The sequence below is a fragment of the Streptomyces sp. NPDC008238 genome (assembly GCF_042956445.1).
In the GTDB taxonomy this organism is placed as follows: Bacteria; Actinomycetota; Actinomycetes; order Streptomycetales; family Streptomycetaceae; genus Actinacidiphila.
The window spans coordinates 111,123-127,631 of record NZ_JBIBGK010000006.1; the positions used below are offsets into that span (position 1 = coordinate 111,123).

Annotated in this window: 21 protein-coding genes and 1 pseudogene; 17 read left to right on the forward strand and 5 right to left on the reverse strand. The window is 73.8% G+C overall.

From position 1 onward, the window contains the following. Positions 1-759 (reverse strand): annotated as a pseudogene (locus ACFZAU_RS16380) (hypothetical protein); the annotation flags it as partial. A gap of 130 nt (positions 760-889) precedes the next feature. On the opposite strand from ACFZAU_RS16380, the gene hisD reads away from it, so the two are divergent. From hisD to hisF, 8 genes are read left to right on the forward strand one after another with little or no spacing between them, the layout of a single operon-like run. Beyond that, positions 890-2,212, forward strand: coding sequence for a histidinol dehydrogenase (gene hisD / locus ACFZAU_RS16385; RefSeq protein WP_500552707.1), 1,323 nt, complete (start codon positions 890-892; stop codon positions 2,210-2,212). Continuing rightward, complete coding sequence (locus ACFZAU_RS16390) at positions 2,209-3,309, forward strand: histidinol-phosphate transaminase (RefSeq protein ID WP_499607895.1); 1,101 nt, start codon at positions 2,209-2,211, stop codon at positions 3,307-3,309. Before hisD ends, ACFZAU_RS16390 begins: the two co-directional genes overlap by 4 nt. A gap of 4 nt (positions 3,310-3,313) precedes the next feature. Beyond that, positions 3,314-3,907, forward strand: a complete 594-nt coding sequence (gene hisB / locus ACFZAU_RS16395; protein WP_319661088.1) for an imidazoleglycerol-phosphate dehydratase HisB — start codon at positions 3,314-3,316, stop codon at positions 3,905-3,907. Further along, entirely contained in the window at positions 3,904-4,056 is a 153-nt protein-coding gene (locus ACFZAU_RS16400) for a CG2302 family histidine operon protein (RefSeq protein WP_500552708.1), read from the forward strand. Before hisB ends, ACFZAU_RS16400 begins: the two co-directional genes overlap by 4 nt. 11 nt (positions 4,057-4,067) lie before the next feature. Next, complete coding sequence (gene hisH, locus ACFZAU_RS16405; protein ID WP_500552709.1) at positions 4,068-4,712, forward strand: imidazole glycerol phosphate synthase subunit HisH; 645 nt, start codon at positions 4,068-4,070, stop codon at positions 4,710-4,712. Between the two features lie 13 nt (positions 4,713-4,725). Next, positions 4,726-5,460: a bifunctional 1-(5-phosphoribosyl)-5-((5-phosphoribosylamino)methylideneamino)imidazole-4-carboxamide isomerase/phosphoribosylanthranilate isomerase PriA gene (gene priA, locus ACFZAU_RS16410; protein WP_500552710.1), complete on the forward strand. Its 735-nt coding sequence runs from the start codon at positions 4,726-4,728 to the stop codon at positions 5,458-5,460. After that, entirely contained in the window at positions 5,457-5,855 is a 399-nt protein-coding gene (locus ACFZAU_RS16415) for a RidA family protein (protein ID WP_500459477.1), read from the forward strand. Before priA ends, ACFZAU_RS16415 begins: the two co-directional genes overlap by 4 nt. A gap of 4 nt (positions 5,856-5,859) precedes the next feature. Continuing rightward, positions 5,860-6,624: an imidazole glycerol phosphate synthase subunit HisF gene (gene hisF, locus ACFZAU_RS16420; protein WP_499607907.1), complete on the forward strand. Its 765-nt coding sequence runs from the start codon at positions 5,860-5,862 to the stop codon at positions 6,622-6,624. Positions 6,625-6,709: 85 nt separating this feature from the next. Here the strand turns inward: hisF and ACFZAU_RS16425 are convergent, their stop codons facing one another. Together ACFZAU_RS16425 and ACFZAU_RS16430 are read right to left on the reverse strand one after the other, a co-directional pair. Beyond that, positions 6,710-7,903: an MFS transporter gene (locus ACFZAU_RS16425; protein ID WP_500552711.1), complete on the reverse strand. Its 1,194-nt coding sequence runs from the start codon at positions 7,901-7,903 to the stop codon at positions 6,710-6,712. A gap of 3 nt (positions 7,904-7,906) precedes the next feature. Then, positions 7,907-8,089 (reverse strand): hypothetical protein, encoded by a 183-nt coding sequence (locus ACFZAU_RS16430; protein ID WP_500552712.1) that lies wholly within the window; start codon positions 8,087-8,089, stop codon positions 7,907-7,909. 166 nt (positions 8,090-8,255) lie between these two features. Here ACFZAU_RS16430 and ACFZAU_RS16435 point away from each other — a divergent pair, with 166 nt between their 5' ends. Continuing rightward, positions 8,256-8,867 (forward strand): winged helix-turn-helix domain-containing protein, encoded by a 612-nt coding sequence (locus ACFZAU_RS16435; protein ID WP_500552713.1) that lies wholly within the window; start codon positions 8,256-8,258, stop codon positions 8,865-8,867. Between the two features lie 22 nt (positions 8,868-8,889). After that, positions 8,890-10,155 carry an MFS transporter gene (locus tag ACFZAU_RS16440; protein WP_500552714.1) on the forward strand — a complete coding sequence of 422 codons (1,266 nt, stop codon included), beginning with the start codon at positions 8,890-8,892 and terminating at the stop codon, positions 10,153-10,155. A 6-nt stretch (positions 10,156-10,161) separates the two neighbouring features. Here ACFZAU_RS16440 and ACFZAU_RS16445 read toward each other — a convergent pair whose 3' ends face one another. Both ACFZAU_RS16445 and ACFZAU_RS16450 read right to left on the reverse strand, forming a co-directional pair. Next, entirely contained in the window at positions 10,162-10,800 is a 639-nt protein-coding gene (locus tag ACFZAU_RS16445; RefSeq protein WP_500552715.1) for a TIGR03085 family metal-binding protein, read from the reverse strand. 39 nt (positions 10,801-10,839) lie between these two features. Further along, positions 10,840-11,628 (reverse strand): hypothetical protein, encoded by a 789-nt coding sequence (locus ACFZAU_RS16450; protein WP_500552716.1) that lies wholly within the window; start codon positions 11,626-11,628, stop codon positions 10,840-10,842. Between the two features lie 81 nt (positions 11,629-11,709). On the opposite strand from ACFZAU_RS16450, the gene hisI reads away from it, so the two are divergent. The 7 genes from hisI to trpM all read left to right on the forward strand — a co-directional run bounded on the left by hisI (position 11,710) and on the right by trpM (position 16,312). Further along, positions 11,710-12,057, forward strand: a complete 348-nt coding sequence (gene hisI, locus ACFZAU_RS16455; protein WP_499607927.1) for a phosphoribosyl-AMP cyclohydrolase — start codon at positions 11,710-11,712, stop codon at positions 12,055-12,057. Between the two features lie 32 nt (positions 12,058-12,089). Next, entirely contained in the window at positions 12,090-13,610 is a 1,521-nt protein-coding gene (locus tag ACFZAU_RS16460) for an anthranilate synthase component I (protein WP_500552717.1), read from the forward strand. Between the two features lie 58 nt (positions 13,611-13,668). Next, a complete protein-coding gene (locus ACFZAU_RS16465) occupies positions 13,669-14,346 on the forward strand; it encodes a TIGR02234 family membrane protein (RefSeq protein ID WP_500552718.1) in 678 nt (225 codons plus the stop codon). A 123-nt stretch (positions 14,347-14,469) separates the two neighbouring features. Then, positions 14,470-14,682, forward strand: coding sequence for an HGxxPAAW family protein (locus ACFZAU_RS16470; RefSeq protein ID WP_499607934.1), 213 nt, complete (start codon positions 14,470-14,472; stop codon positions 14,680-14,682). A gap of 109 nt (positions 14,683-14,791) precedes the next feature. Next, positions 14,792-15,208: a DUF2752 domain-containing protein gene (locus ACFZAU_RS16475; protein WP_500552719.1), complete on the forward strand. Its 417-nt coding sequence runs from the start codon at positions 14,792-14,794 to the stop codon at positions 15,206-15,208. Positions 15,209-15,356: 148 nt separating this feature from the next. Beyond that, complete coding sequence (gene trpC / locus ACFZAU_RS16480) at positions 15,357-16,166, forward strand: indole-3-glycerol phosphate synthase TrpC (RefSeq protein ID WP_499607939.1); 810 nt, start codon at positions 15,357-15,359, stop codon at positions 16,164-16,166. 8 nt (positions 16,167-16,174) lie between these two features. Beyond that, positions 16,175-16,312, forward strand: a complete 138-nt coding sequence (gene trpM, locus ACFZAU_RS16485) for a tryptophan biosynthesis modulator TrpM (protein WP_375818389.1) — start codon at positions 16,175-16,177, stop codon at positions 16,310-16,312. Positions 16,313-16,509: the final 197 nt, after the last annotated feature.

Consider the following 16,509-nt stretch of genomic DNA (forward strand, 5'->3'; position numbering starts at 1 on the left):
GCCTCCCACAGGCCCTGCTCCACAGCGGTCCAGTCGTGCGGCGGCGCGACGTCCGACGGCTCGGTCACCGGTTTCCCTCCCGTGGCTGGCGACGACGTTGTGCAGCCGGCTGCCGCGCAGGCTGAGGCGGCCGCCGATGCGGGCGCTGCGCAAACTGACCTCGCCGGTCGCCTCGATCAGCTCGGCCTCGACGTCCTGGGCGACGCTGAGCCCGTCGGCCGCCAGCGCCCGGCCGTGCCGGTCCTTGCGCAGGGTGATCTGGTTGAGCAGCAGGTCCGTGCCGATGTGGGCGTCGGTGAGCCGTATCCCGCCCTCGATCGTGCACTGCGGCAGGTGCAGGTCGCCGGAGGTGTGCAGCCGGGCCGCCTCCAGCCGGGGTATGGCGCAGCGCACCATGCGCAGGGTCGTGAAGTTGCACTCCGCGAGCAGCACCTGCTGCTCGAAGCGGCAGTCGTGCAGTTCCACGTACGGCACCACCGTGCCGCCCGAGAGGTTGAGCTGCCCGCTGATCTGGGCCCCGGACAGCTTCACGCACGACACGCGCCCCGAGGCGGCCTGCGGCCCGTCCAGGAGCAGCTTGGCGATCACCTCGGCCCGTACCGTGCGGTCCGGGCCCCAGAAGCGGTCGGCGGCCGGGTCGTCCCGCTCCGGGATGCCGGTGCGCAGGTCGTACAGCTCCCCCCGGCGGAAGGCCTCCCACAGGCCCTGCTCCACAGCGGTCCAGTCGTGCGGCGGCGCGACGTCCGACGGCTCGGTCACCGGTTTCCCTCCCGTGGCTGGCGACGACGACCGAAACGCTAGCCGGGGAGATCACCGGGCGGGGCCGGTACGCGTATCACGGACTGATACTCGACGGAGGCGACGAGGGCGGTTCTCTACACTTGGGAGGGTGATCTCCCGAATCGATCTGCGCGGCGACGCCTTCCCGGCGGACGGCATCGACCGCGACCTGCTGCCCCGTGCCGAGCTCGACGTCGAGGCCGCACTGGAGAAGGTGCGCCCGATCTGCGAGGACGTCAAGCATCGTGGCACAGCGGCACTGATCGACTACGCGCAGAGGTTCGACGGCGTCACCATCGACCGGGTGCGCGTCCCCGCCGAGGCGCTGACCCGGGCCCTGGCGGAGCTGGACCCGAAGGTGCGGGCCGCGCTGGAGGAGTCCGTCCGCCGCGCCCGGCTCGTCCACGGCGAGCAGCGCCGCACCGACCACACCACGCAGGTCGTGCCGGGCGGCACGGTCACCGAGCGCTGGGTGCCGGTGGACCGGGTGGGCCTGTACGTGCCCGGCGGCCGCTCGGTCTACCCGTCCTCCGTGGTGATGAACGTCGTGCCCGCCCAGGAGGCCAAGGTCGGCTCCATGGCCGTCGCCTCGCCCCCGCAGAAGGAGTTCGGCGGGCTCCCGCACCCGACGATCCTCGCCGCGTGCGCGCTGCTCGGCGTGGACGAGGTGTACGCGGCGGGCGGCGCCCAGGCCGTCGCCATGTTCGCGTACGGCACCGAGGAGTGCCGCCCGGCGACCATGGTGACCGGCCCCGGCAACATCTGGGTCGCCGCCGCCAAGCGCCTGCTCAAGGGCCGCATCGGCATCGACGCGGAGGCCGGCCCGACCGAGATCGCCGTCCTCGCCGACGCCACCGCCGACCCGGTGCACGTCGCCGCCGACCTCATCAGCCAGGCCGAGCACGACCCGCTGGCCGCCGCCGTCCTGGTGACCGACTCCGTGGACCTCGCCGAGGCGGTGGAGAAGGAGCTGGAGCGGCAGGTCGCCGCCACCAAGCACGTCGAGGACCGGATCGCCCCCGCGCTGGCCGGCCGCCAGTCCGGCATCGTCCTGGTCGACGGGATCGAGCAGGGCCTGCAGGTGGTGGACGCCTACGCGGCGGAGCACCTGGAGATCCAGACCGAGGACGCCGCCGCCGTCGCCGCCCGGGTGCGCAACGCGGGCGCGGTCTTCGTCGGCGCGTACGCCCCGGTCTCGCTCGGCGACTACGCCGCCGGCTCCAACCACGTCCTGCCCACCGGCGGCTGCGCCTGCCACTCCTCGGGCCTGTCGGTGCAGTCCTTCCTGCGCGGCATCCACGTCGTGGACTACACCCGCGAGGCGCTGGCGGAGGTCGCGCCGCACGTGGTGACCCTGGCCGACGCCGAGGACCTGCCCGCGCACGGCGCCGCGGTCCGCGCCCGATTCGATTGGACGGTACCGGGTTCGTGACCGGCATCGACGACCTTCCCATCCGGGACGAACTGCGCGGCAAGTCCCCCTACGGCGCCCCGCAACTCGACGTGCCCGTACGCCTGAACACCAACGAGAACCCGTACCCGCTGCCCGAGCCGCTGGTCGAGCGGATCGCCGAGCGGGTCCGCGAGGTCGCCCGCGACCTCAACCGCTACCCCGACCGGGACGCGGTGGAGCTGCGCACTGAACTCGCCGGGTACCTGACCCGGACCGCCGGGCACGAGGTGGGCCCGGCCAACGTGTGGGCCGCCAACGGCTCCAACGAGGTCATCCAGCAGCTGCTGCAGACCTTCGGGGGCCCCGGGCGCACCGCGATCGGCTTCGAGCCCTCGTACTCGATGCACAGCCTGATCGCGCGTGGCACCGGCACCGGCTGGATCACCGGCCCGCGCCGCGAGGACTTCACCATCGACGTGGCCGCCGCCGGGCGGGCCATCGCCGAGCACCGGCCGAACGTGGTCTTCGTGACCTCGCCCAACAACCCCACCGGCACGGCCGTCGCCGCCGACACCGTCGTGGCGCTGTACGAGGCGGCCCAGGCCGCCCGGCCCTCCCTGGTCGTGGTCGACGAGGCGTACGGCGAGTTCAGCCACGGCCCGTCCCTGCTGCCGCTGATCGAGGGCCGCCCCAACATGGTGGTCAGCCGCACCATGTCGAAGGCCTTCGGCGCCGCCGGCCTGCGACTGGGCTACCTCGCCGCCGACCCGGCGGTCGTCGACGCCGTCCAGCTGGTGCGCCTGCCGTACCACCTGTCGGCCGTCACCCAGGCCACCGCGCTGGCCGCCCTGGAGCACACCGATACGCTGCTGGGGTACGTCGAGCAGCTGAAGGCCGAGCGGGACCGCCTGGTCGGCGAGCTGAGGGCGATCGGCTGCGAGGTCACGGACTCCGACGCCAACTTCGTCCAGTTCGGCCGCTTCGAGGACAGCCACCGCGCCTGGCAGGCGATCCTCGACCGCGGCGTCCTCGTCCGCGACAACGGCGTACCGGGCTGGCTGCGGGTCACCGCGGGCACCCCGGCCGAGAACGACGCGTTCCTCGAAGCGGTACGCGAGCTGAAGAAGGAGCAGTAACCACATGACCCGCGTCGGCCGCGTGGAGCGCACGACCAAGGAGACGTCCGTCGTCGTCGAGCTCGACCTCGACGGCACCGGCAGGACCGAGATCTCCACCGGAGTCGGCTTCTACGACCACATGCTCGACCAGCTCGGCCGCCACGGCCTCTTCGACCTCACGGTCAAGACCGAGGGCGACCTGCACATCGACACCCACCACACCATCGAGGACACCGCCCTCGCGCTGGGCGCCGCCTTCAAGCAGGCGCTCGGCGACAAGGTGGGCATCTACCGCTTCGGCAACTGCACCGTGCCGCTGGACGAGTCCCTCGCCCAGGTCACCGTGGACCTCTCGGGCCGTCCGTACCTGGTGCACACCGAGCCCGAGAACATGGCGCCGATGATCGGCTCCTACGACACGACGATGACCCGGCACATCCTGGAGTCCTTCGTCGCCCAGGCGCAGATCGCGCTGCACGTCCACGTCCCGTACGGGCGCAACGCCCACCACATCGTGGAGTGCCAGTTCAAGGCGCTGGCCCGGGCCCTGCGCTACGCCTCCGAGCGCGACCCGCGCGCCGCGGGCATCCTCCCGTCGACGAAGGGCGCGCTGTGACCAAGCCGGCCATCCTGTTCATCCTGCTGGGCCTCTTCCTGGCCGGCGGCGTCTACTCGTTCTGGAAGCAGAAGATGCCCAAGGGCGTCGTCGTGCTGCTCGGCATCGGCTCCGCCATGTCGCTGGCGGCCGGTCTGCTGCGGCTGTAGGGGGACCGCAGATGAGCGACAGGAAGGTCGTGGTCCTGGACTACGGCTTCGGGAACGTCCGCTCCGCCGAGCGCGCCCTCGCGCGGGCCGGCGCGGACGTCGAGATCACCGCGGACTTCGACAAGGCGATGAACGCCGACGGGCTGCTCGTCCCCGGCGTCGGCGCCTTCGCGGCGTGCATGGCAGGGCTGAAGGCGGTGCGCGGTGAGTGGATCATCGGGCGCCGGCTGTCGGGCGGCAGGCCCGTGATGGGCATCTGCGTCGGCATGCAGATCCTCTTCGAGAAGGGCGTCGAGCACGGCGTCACCACCGAGGGCTGCGACGAGTGGCCCGGCACCGTCGAGCCGCTGCGCGCACCGGTCGTGCCGCACATGGGGTGGAACACCGTCGAGGCGCCCGAGGACTCGCGGCTCTTCGCCGGCCTGGACGCCGACGCCCGGTTCTACTTCGTGCACTCGTACGCGGTGCGCGCCTGGGAGCTGGAGACCGCCAACCCCACGATGCGGTCCCCGAAGGTCACCTGGGCCACGCACGGCGAGCCCTTCGTCGCCGCGGTGGAGAACGGCCCGCTGTGGGCCACCCAGTTCCACCCCGAGAAGTCCGGCGACGCCGGCGCCCAGCTGCTGTCCAACTGGCTCGACACCTTCAAGGACTAGGACGTACGCCGCCATGAGCACGACGCACCGCCTCGAACTCCTCCCCGCCGTCGACGTCCGCGACGGCCAGGCCGTCCGCCTCGTCCACGGCGAGTCCGGTTCCGAGACGTCCTACGGCGACCCGATGGCCGCCGCCCTGGCCTGGCAGCAGGCGGGTGCCGAGTGGCTGCACCTGGTCGACCTGGACGCCGCCTTCGGCACCGGCGACAACCGCGCGCAGATCGCCGAGGTCGCCCGCTCCATGGACGTCAAGGTCGAGCTGTCCGGCGGCATCCGCGACGACGACACCCTCGCCGCGGCCCTCGCCACCGGCTGCACCCGGGTCAACCTCGGCACCGCCGCGCTGGAGACCCCCGAGTGGGTCGCCAAGGTCATCGCCGAGCACGGCGACAGGATCGCGGTCGGCCTGGACGTCCGCGGCACCACGCTGCGCGGCCGCGGCTGGACCCGCGACGGCGGGGACCTCTACGAGACGCTGGCCCGCCTCGACTCCGAGGGCTGCGCCCGCTACGTCGTCACCGACATCAACAAGGACGGCACCCTCCAGGGCCCCAACGTCGAGCTCCTGAGGAACGTCTGCGCCGCCACCGACCGGCCGGTGGTCGCCTCGGGCGGTGTCTCCTCCCTCGACGACCTGCGCGTCCTCGCGGGCCTGGTGCCGGAGGGCGTCGAAGGCGCCATCGTGGGTAAGGCCCTGTACGCCAAGGCGTTCACGTTGGAAGAGGCTCTGGAGGCTGTGTCGCGATGACCCAAACCCCTGCCGTACGGCGTGTGCAGAGCGACAGCCCCTGGGAGGAGCAGTTCGGTTTCGCACGTGGCGTCGAGGCGGGGGACCGGGTCCTCGTCGGCGGCACGATGCCGTTCGTCGGCACCACGCTGTACGGCGAGGGCGACCCGTACGAGCAGGCGAAGACCGCCTTCTCCAACGCGCTGGCCGCGCTGGAGGAGTTCGGCCTCGGTGCCGGATCGGTGGTCCGCACCCGCATGTACCTCACCCACACCCGCGACGTGGACGCGGTGGCCCGGGCCCACAAGGAGTTCTTCGACGCCGTGCGTCCCGCCGCGACGGTGGTCGTCGTCTCCGGCTTCGTGGACTCCCGGGTCCTGGTCGAAGTCGAACTGGAAGCATTCCGAGGAGCTTGAGCACATGACCCTGGCGGTCCGAGTCATCCCCTGCCTGGACGTGGACGGCGGCCGGGTCGTCAAGGGCGTCAACTTCCGGAACCTGCGGGACGCGGGCGACCCCGTCGAGATGGCCAAGCTCTACGACGCCGAAGGCGCCGACGAGCTGACCTTCCTCGACATCACCGCGTCCTCGGGCAACCGGGAGACGACCTACGACGTGGTGCGGCGCACCGCCGAGCAGGTCTTCATCCCGCTCACCGTCGGCGGCGGCGTGCGCTCGGCCGACGACGTCGACAGGCTGCTGCGCGCCGGCGCCGACAAGGTCGGCGTCAACACCGCCGCGATCGCCCGGCCCGACCTGCTGCGCGAGATCGCCGAGCGGTTCGGCCGGCAGGTGCTCGTGCTGTCCGTGGACGCGCGCCGCACCGACGCGGGGACCCCGTCCGGGTACGAGGTGACCACGCACGGCGGCCGCCAGGGCACCGGCATCGACGCGGTGGAGTGGGCGCACCGCGCCGCCGAACTGGGCGCCGGTGAGATCCTGCTCAACTCGATGGACGCCGACGGCACCAAGGACGGCTACGACACCGAGATGATCGCCGCCGTCCGCAAGCACGTCACCGTCCCCGTCATCGCCTCCGGCGGCGCGGGCCGCCTGACCGACTTCCCCCCGGCCGTCGCCGCCGGCGCCGATGCCGTCCTGGCGGCCTCGGTCTTCCACTTCGGCGACCTGCGCATCGGCGAGGTCAAGCAGACTCTGCGCGACGCCGGGCACCCGGTGCGCTAGCGCGACGGCGTCGCGCCCCCGGGGGTCCCCGGGGCTGTGCCGTACCGGGACGCCTCCGTGTGGGGTTCCCTTCGGTGGGTCCGTTTCACGCGCCGCCGGCGGGCTGGACGGCGGCGGTGTCGCGGGCGAGCAGGGGGCGCGTGGCGGTGAGGGTGAGGGCGGAGAGGGTGACGCCGCTCGCGGCGCTGACGGCCGCCGCGGGGAGGGAGCCGTCGGCGAGGATGAGGCCGCTGACGGCGGAGCCCCCCGCGATGCCCGTGGTGACGAGGGTGACCAGCCAGGCGAAGGCCTCGGTGACGGTGCCTGCCGGGGCCAGCTCGCCGGTGAGCCGGAACACCACGGTGAGCAGGGGCGCGAAGAACACCCCGCTGAGCAGGGCGACCAGCGCCATCGCCGGCGGGCCGGGGACGAGGGTGAACGGCCAGAACGTGAGGGCCATCCCGGCGCCGCTGACGGCCGCCTTGGTGGCCGCGTCCGCCCGCCAGGGCAGCGCGGCGATCAGCAGGGCGCCGATCAGGGCCCCGGTGGAGTTCAGCGCCAGCAGGGTGCCCGCGCCGCCGGGCAGCGGGTGCCGTTCCGCGTAGGCGACAGCGAAGACGTTGAACGTGCCCAGCGCCCAGCCGCAGCCGGTCAGCGCGCACAGCAGGACCACCAGGGCCCGGCTCCGCAGCGGCCCCAGCCAGTGGACGGAACGGGCGGCCGAGGCCCACGCCCGGGAAGGCGCGGAGGTCGCGACGGAGAGCGCGCCCACCACCCCGAGGACGGCCGCGGCCAGCAGCGCCAGCCGGGGCGGTCCGGCCACGGCGAGCCCGCCGACCAGCAGCGGGCCGCCGATGAAGACCAGTTCCTGCGCGCCCGCGTCCACGGCGTACGCCGACTCCAGTTCGTCCGGCTCCACCAGGTCGGGCCAGAGCGCCCGCAGGCACGGCTCCAGCGGAGGTGACGCGGCCCCGGCGACGGCCGGGCCCAGCACCGCCACCGCCGTGCTGCCCGGAGCGGCGGCCAGCGCGGCGAAGCCGGCGGCCGAGACCAGCGACGAGACGACGAGCACGCGCGGTTGCCCCAGCCGGTCCACCCACCGTCCCAGGAGCGGCCCGCCGATCGCCCCGGACACCGCGTAGACGCCCCCGGCGGCGCCGACCAGCCGGTAGTCGGCACCGGCCGCGCGCAGCGCCAGGGCGATGGCCAGGGCCGCCATGGCGGTCGGCAGCCGTCCGACGAGCGAACCGGACAGCAGACGGCCCACATGGGGCCGGCGGAGCAGCTTCAGGTACGGCACACGTCACCCACGGAGGTCGAGCGCTGCGGCGATCACGTCGTGCACCAGGGTCTCACCGGACGCCCGGTTCTCCTCCAGCCGTTCGAGATCTTCCCGGCCGGACCAGCCGTACTCGGTGCGCTTGCCCGGTTCCAGGCGCGGAGGCGCGAGGTCCTCGTCGACGTCCCTGCCGCCATCGACCACCATGTCTGCCTCGCGGGCGCAAGCCGCCGGCAGGCTCTCGACCTGCGGCCGGGGGAGCGGCGTTGGGCGAGGGCCCTACCGTCCGCGTCGAGGGCCACCGCCCCGATGCGCACGATCAGTTGCGCAATTTCCATTGCGCAAATTCCCTTTCCTGTCTAGCCTCCCGGATATGACCGAGGAAGAGCCGGAAGAGACCGGCGCGGACCCCCGCAGGATCACGGACCTCGACGCGCTCAAGGTCTTCACGCACCCGCTGCGCATCGAGCTCTACCGCGCCCTGTTCACCGCCCGTACCGCGACCGCATCCCAGCTGGCCGACCAGGTCGACGAGGCGGTCTCGCTGGTCAGTTACCACCTGCGCAAGCTCGCCGCGCACGGCTTCATCACCGAGGCCCCCGGGCAGAGCTCGGACGGCCGCGAGCGGTGGTGGAAGGTCGGCTCCGAGCGCGGATTCACCTTCCGCGCCTCGGACTTCGCCGACCGCCCCGAGGGCGCCGCCGTCATGGGCGAGGTGACCCGGCAACTCCTCGCCACCCGTTACGCGCGCTACGCCGCCTACCTCGACCAGCAGCTCGCCTGGGGCAAGGAGTGGACCGACGCCTCCTTCAGCTCCGAGTACCTGCCCCGGCTCACCGCCGACGAGACGCGGCGGTTCGGCGAGGAGCTGGACGAGCTGATGAAGCGCTGGACCGACCGCGGGCGCGCCGCCGAGGAGGCGGGCGACACCGAGGGCCGCGAGCACGTCGCGGTGCACCTGTACGGATTCCCCTACCGGCCGTGAACACCGAAGGAGGCGCGACCCCATGACGGCGCCCGCCACCGCCGCACCGCCCCTGTCCCCCTCCCGTGCCCCCGCCCACCGGGACGCCAACGTCCTGCGTTGGCTGGCCGCGTTCACCTCCTCGATCGTCGGTGACGCCGTGTGGTTCCTCGCCCTGTCCTGGGCGGCCACCCGCGCCGGGGACCCCGGGCGGGCGGGCCTGGTGCTCGCGGCCGGCGCCGTGCCGCGCGCGGTGCTGATGCTCGGCGGGGGAGTGCTGGCCGACCGGTTCGGGCCGCGCCGCATCGTCATCGGCAGCGACCTGACGCGGTGCGCGGTGATGTTCGCAGCGGCCGCGCTGCTCGTCCTGACCACCCCCGGGCTGTGGGCGCTGGCCGTAATCGCGCTGCTCTTCGGCGCGGTGGACGCGGTGTTCCTGCCCGCGGTCGGCGCCCTGCCGCCCCGGATCACCGGCACGGACCAACTGGGGCGGCTGCACGGGATGAAGGGGATCGCGATGCGCGTCGGCAACGTGGCCGGTGCCTCGCTGGGCGGCACGGTGGTCGCGACCGGCGGCGCCGCGGCCGCGTTCGCTGCGGCGGGCGTGCTGTTCGCGGTCTCGCTCGTGCTGCTGCTGGCCGTCCGCGTCAACCCGCTGCCACCCGGCGACCGGGCCGCCCCGGCCGACGGCTCCGCGTGGCGGGAACTGGTGGAGGGCCTGCGCTACATACGCGGACGGCGCGTGCTCACCGCCCTCATGGCCGTCATCGCGGTCGGTGAGCTGGGCTTCGCCGGGCCGTTCAACATCGGCCTCGCGCTGGTCGCCGCCGACCGGGGCTGGGGAGCCGCCGGGCTCGGCTGGATCGTCAGCGGCTTCGGCGCCGGAGCGGGCGCCGCCTCCCTGCTGCTGACGGTACGCGGCCGGCTGCCGCGCGCCGGCCTGACGCAGGCCTGCTGCCTGGGGCTCGCGGCGGTCGCGGTGGCCGCCTTCGCCTTCGTCCCCGCGCTGCCGGGGGCGGTGGCCGCGGCGGTCGTGGCCGGCCTCGTGGCAGGGCTGAGCGGCGCGCTGTGCGGAGCCCTGCTGCAGACCCTCACCGACCCCGCCTACCTCGGCCGGGTCAGCTCGGTGGCGGCCCTGTTCTCGCTCGGCGTCGCACCGATGAGCTATCCGCTCACCGGTGCCGCCATCGGCGCCTGGGGCGTGCAGCCGGTGTTCGCCGGGAGCGCGGCGGTCACGGCCGCGGGGGCCGTCGTGGGGCTCGCCGCACCGGCGCTGCGGCGGGCGGAACTCGCCCGCCGCCCCGGGTAGCCGGACTCAGGCGGTGATGCCGAGCCTGGCGTCGTACAGCCGGGCCACCGCGTCCTTGTCGCCCTCCGTCTCCACCCGGGCGGAGTCCTGGCGGCCGAAGGCGAACAGCAGCAGCTCGCCGGGCTCGCCGGTGACGGTGACCACCGGCGCGCCGCGGTGCGCCACCGCCGTCTGGCCGTCCGGGCGGCGCAACACCACACCGACCGGGGACTTGCGGCCCAGCAGACGGGCGGAGCGCTCCAGCCGGGACCAGAGCAGGTCGGCGAAGACCGGGTCCAGTTCGCGCGGCGACCAGTCCGGCTGGGCCCGGCGCACGTCCTCGGCGTGGACGTAGAACTCGACGGTGTTGGCCGCCTCGTCGATCTGCTTGAGGCCGAACGGCGACAGCCGCGGCGGCCCGGTGCGGATCAGGCGGATCAGTTCCTGGAAGGGCCGTTCGGTGAACTCCTTGCGCACCCGCTCCGACCGGTCCGCGAGGAAGGGGATGACCAGGCCGGCCGAGGCGTCACCGCGGCGCTCCCGCACCACGACGTGGGCGGCGAGGTCGCGGGTGGTCCAGCCCTCGCAGAGGGTTGGCGCCTCGGGTCCGGCACTCTCCAGCAGGTCGGCGAGGAGCAGACGTTCGCGCTGGGCATGAGTCGACATGCCGTCAGCCTACGTCCGGCTCCCGCCGGTGGGCAGCAGCTACGGCAGCGGTTTGGTCAGCTTCTTGCCGTCCGGCTTGTTGCTGAGGGTCAGTGAGCAGGAGATGGTGTCCTTGCCCTGCAACTGGTAGCCCGTGAGCTTCGGGTACAGCGCGTAGTAGAAGTACCCGGGGTTGTCCTTGACGTCCTCCAGGCGCTTGGCGGCGTCCGCCTCGCACAGCTTCAGCACCTTGGCCTTGAGCGCGGCCTCGGTGGCGAAGGTGCCCGTGATGGTCTCGTTGGCGATGACCTCGGCGTCGTGCGGGCCGTTGCAGGAGACCGTGGTGACCTCGGTGACGCCGCTGTCCAGGCCCGGGTCGTCGAAGCACTGGCCGGGGCTGAGCACGACGTACTTGCGGAAGGTCTCCGACGGGTCGGGCTCCGTGGACGTGGTCGCCGTGTCCTGGGTGGCGGGCGCCGAGGCCGTGGGGCTGCTGCTGGTGGACCCGGTGGCGCCCTTGTCGTCGTCCTCGCCGCCGCTGAGCGCGATCGCCAGGCCGCCGATCACGACCGCCACCAGGACGACCGCGCCGATGGCTATCGCCGCCACCTTCGTGCCGCCACCGCTGCGCGGGGGCTGCGGCGGGGGCGGGTAGCCGTAACCTCCGCCCGGCTGCGCGGGGCCGGGGAACTGCGGCTGGTTCCGGTAGGGCGGCAACGGCTGCGGCTGGTACTGCGGCTGCTGCTGGGGCTGGTACTGCGGCGGGCCGAAACCCCCCGGGGGCGGCCCGAAACCGCCGCCCTGTCCTGAGCGCGGGTCGTCGGGCGGCGACGGCGGAGGAAAACTCATGGACGAAGCATGCCCCATACGGGTGAGCGGGGTGAGGCCAGGAGCCGAAGTCGCACCGCCCGGAGCGGGCAGAATGGGGGTATGGAATCCCCGCTCGACCCAGCCGTCGCCGCCCGTCTCAAGCGCACCGCCGACGGCCTCGTGCCCGCCGTCGCGCAGCAGTACGACACGGGCGAGGTCCTCATGCTCGGATGGATGGACGACGAGGCGCTGCACCGCACCCTCACCACCGGCCGCTGCACCTACTGGAGCCGCAGCCGCCGGGAGTACTGGGTCAAGGGCGACACCTCCGGGCACGTCCAGCACGTGAAGTCCGTGGCCCTGGACTGCGACGGCGACACGATTCTGGTCAAGGTCGACCAGGTCGGCGCGGCCTGCCACACCGGCGACCGCACCTGCTTCGACGCCGGTGAACTGCCGCTGACCTGAACCGGCCGCGCCCGGGCACTAGGCTGCGGACCATGACCACGGGCACCGTCACCCCCGACCTCGACACCTTCCGCAAGCTGGCGCAGGACCGCCGTGTCATCCCGGTCAGCAGGAAGCTGCTGGCCGACGGGGACACCCCGGTCGGCCTGTACCGGAAGCTCGCCGCCGAGCGCCCCGGCACCTTCCTGCTGGAGTCCGCGGAGAACGGCCGCTCGTGGTCCCGTTACTCCTTCGTCGGCGTCCGCAGCGCCGCCACCCTGACCGAGCGCGACGGCCAGGCCCACTGGGTGGGCACGCCGCCGGTCGGCGTGCCGGGCGGCGGCGACCCGCTGGAGGCGCTGCGGGCCACGATCGAGGCCCTGCACACCCCGCGCGACCTGCACGACGACGCCGGTCTGCCGCCGTTCACCGGGGGCATGGTCGGCTACCTCGGCTACGACGTCGTACGCCGCCTGGAGCGCATCGGCGACCACGCCCGCGACGACCTGGGGCTGCCCGAACTCACCATGCTGCTCACCTCCGACCTGGCGGTGCTCGACCACTGGGACGGCTCGGTGCTGCTGATCGCCAACGCGATCAACCACAACGACCTCGACACCGGTGTCGACGAGGCGTACGCCGAGGCCGTGCGGCGGCTCGACGCGATGACCGCCGACCTGGCCCGCCCGGTGGACTCCGCGCCCGCCGAACTGCCGCCCTCCGCGCTCCCGGAGGAGGTCACCTCGCGCTTCGGGGGCGCCGCCTACCAGGCCGCGGTGGAGACCGCCAAGGAGTACATCCGGGCCGGCGACGCCTTCCAGGTCGTGCCCTCGCAGCGGTTCGAGACGCCCTGCCCGGCGAGCGCCCTCGACGTCTACCGCGTGCTGCGGGCGACCAACCCCTCCCCCTACATGTACCTGCTGCGCTTCGACGGCTTCGACGTCGTCGGCTCCAGCCCCGAGGCGCTGGTGAAGGTCGAGGACGGCCGCGCCATGGTGCACCCCATCGCCGGCACCCGGCCGCGCGGCGCGACGCCCCAGGAGGACCAGGCGCTCGCCGACGAACTGCTCGCCGACCCCAAGGAGCGCGCCGAGCACCTGATGCTGGTCGACCTGGGCCGCAACGACCTCGGAAGGGTCTGCGAGCCGGGCAGCGTCGAGGTCGTCGACTTCATGTCGATCGAGCGGTACAGCCACGTCATGCACATCGTCTCCACCGTCACCGGCAGCCTCGGCGCCGGCCGCACGGCCTTCGACGTCCTCACCGCCTGCTTCCCCGCGGGCACCCTGTCGGGGGCGCCCAAGCCGCGCGCGATGCAGATCATCGACGAACTGGAGCCCACCCGGCGCGGCCTGTACGGGGGCGCCGTGGGCTACCTGGACTTCGCCGGGGACTCCGACACCGCCATCGCCATCCGCACCGCGGTGCTGCGCGACGGGACCGCGTACGTGCAGGCCGGCGCGGGCGTCGTCGCCGACTCCGACCCGGTCGGCGAGGACACCGAGTGCCGGAACAAGGCCGCCGCGGTGCTCCGCGCCGTCGGCACGGCCAACCGGATGCGCTCCGGGGCGTGACCGCCGCCGGTCGGGCCCCGCGTGCCGGGGCGGTGCGGCGACGGGGGATAGTGGTCGGGTGAGCAGCTCCGTACCGCAGCCCGGCACCGTCGCAGAACCGGCCCCCGAGAGCGCCGCCGAACCGGCCGCCCGCCGGTCCGGGGGCCGCGGCAGCCTCGTCCTGGCCCTCACGATCGGTGTGCTCGGGGCCGCCGTCGTGCTGCTGGCCTCGGGCAAGACGTGGCAGGAGGGCAACGCCCCGTTCGCCGACGGCGGGGTGCCGGTCAGGGTCTCCGGCCACCAGGTCACCGGGGTGCCGGGGGCGCTCGCGCTGGTGGGCCTCGCCGCCCTCGTGGCGGTCTTCGCCGTACGGGGAGCGGCCCGGCTGCTCGTCGCCGGGCTGCTCGCGCTGTGCGGGGCCGGGGCCGTCGCGGCGGCGCTGCTCGCGCTCGGCGACACCACGGCTCTCGACGCGGCCGCGGCGACCGCCAGCGGCCTGTCCCGCACCGCCGTCTCCGGCTCCTCCACCAGCGCGTGGCCCGGGGTCTGCGCGGCGGGCGGCGTGCTCCTGCTGCTCGCCGGCACCGTCGCCCTGCTCCGCGCGCGGACCTGGCCCGGCATGTCGAACCGGTACGACCGCGACACCCCGAAGGCGGCGCGTCCCGCCCGCCCCGCCGCACCGGCCGCCGGTGAGGAGCGCCCCGAGGACCTGTGGAAGGCGCTGGACCGCGGCGAGGACCCCACCGACGCGTCCTGACGCGCCGGGCCACCCCCCGCGCGCGGAGCGTGAGCGCAACGGGGGACAATGGCGCGTGACCCGCGCCGTCGCGCGGGCGGACGAACTGACGACCCTTTCTCGAAGAACGACTTGGGAGCACTCATGGCGGGCAACAGCCACGGACACACCCCTGCCGCCTGGACCGGCGTGACCATCGCCTTCATCGGCTTCTGCGTCGCGGCTGCCTTCGTCGTCCTGGCGGAGCCGATCGGCATGTTCGCCGGCCTGGCGGTCGCCGCCCTGGGCGGTGTGGTCGGTCTCGGCATGCGCGCCGCGGGCCTCGGCAAGCCGATGCCGGAGAAGCAGCGCGGCTGACCCGCGCAACGGCCCCCGGGGCCGCCGCCGGCACCTCCGCCGGCGGCGGCTCTGTGCTTTCCGGCCACCCCGGCTGTTCCGGGCGGGCTCGGCGCGGGACAATCACCGGGTGACCGAGACTGCTGCCAGGCCGAAGCCGAGTGCCCTCGCCGCCCCGCTGGGCGTCCTCGGCGGAGTCGCCGCCGCCTTCGCGTACGTCGGCACCTTCGACCCGAACGTGACCGGCCACTACCCGGTCTGCCCTTTGCTGCAGTACACGGGCGAGTACTGCCCCGGCTGCGGCGGTCTGCGCAGCGCGTACGCGGTCGTGCACGGTGACTTCGGCACGGCGATCGGCCTCAACGCCCTGGCCGTGGCGGGCTACGTGGCCTTCGCCGTGATCTGGACGGTGTGGTTCACCCGGACGCTGCGCGGCAGGCCCTTCACGCTCGCGCCGCGGGCCGTGCACTGGTGGGCGATCGCGGGCGTGGTGGTGCTCTTCACCGTCGTCAGGAACCTTCCGTTCGGGGCGGCCCTGGCGCCCTGACCTGCGTCGACGGGGTGTCCGGCCGGTCTCCGGCGCGGTCCCCCGATCCGCCGGATGCAGGTCCACCGTCCCCCGGCGGTTACCATCGCAGTGCCGGTGGAACATCTCACTGGCTTGATCGTTTCGCTTTCGGAAGGGGTCCTCTCGCGTGAGTGTGCTCGACGAGATCATCGACGGAGTCCGCGAGGACCTCGCCGAGCGGCAGGCCCGGGTCTCCCTCGACGAGCTCAAGGAGCGGGCCGCGAAGGCGCGCGACGCCAAGGACGGCGTGGCGGCCCTGCGGGGGGACAGCGTCAAGGTCATCTGCGAGGTCAAGCGGTCCAGCCCCTCCAAGGGGGCCCTCGCCGCCATCGCCGACCCCGCGGGCCTCGCCGCGGACTACGAGGCGGGCGGCGCCGCCGTCATCTCCGTCCTCACCGAGCAGCGCCGCTTCGGCGGTTCGCTGGCCGACCTCGAGGCCGTCCGGGGCAAGGTCGACATCCCCGTGCTCCGCAAGGACTTCATCGTCACCGCCTACCAGCTCTGGGAGGCCCGCGCCTACGGCGCCGACCTGGCGCTGCTGATCGTCGCGGCGCTGGAGCAGGACGCCCTCGTCTCCCTCATCGAGCGGGCCGAGTCCATCGGGCTGACCCCGCTGGTCGAGGTGCACGACGAGGAGGAGGTCGAGCGGGCCGTCGACGCGGGCGCGCGCGTCATCGGCGTCAACGCCCGCAACCTCAAGACCCTCGAGGTCGACCGCGGCACCTTCGCCCGCGTCGCCCCGGAGATCCCGGACCACATCGTCAAGGTCGCCGAGTCCGGCGTCCGCGGCCCGCACGACCTGATCGCCTACGCCAACGACGGCGCCGACGCCGTTCTGGTGGGCGAGTCCCTGGTCACCGGCCGCGACCCCAAGGCGGCCGTCGCCGACCTCGTCGCCGCCGGCGCGCACCCCGCGCTGCGCCACGGACGCGGCTGACCGGCACCATGACCTCGTACGCGCGACTGGCCCGGGGCTGCCGTCCCCGTGGCTGCCGCGCGCCCGCGCGGCGCGTCCTCGGCCGCCGCGTGCGCTACCACATCGGCTGCGAGCCGGGTCAGATCAACGGGCGCCGATGGCGCTGACGGCGGCGCCGTCCTCCTGAAGACCGGGGCACGGGGTGTGCCCACCGGCGTCCCGCCGGCGAGCGCCCCGTCGTGCTCCCCGGCCGTGGACGCGCGCCCATGCCGCGGGCGGCGCCCACGCGCCGCCGGCGCGCCGTAACGTGACCATTGGTACGCGAACCCCTGGGGGCTGCCGACGCGCCCCCGAAGGAGCCGAG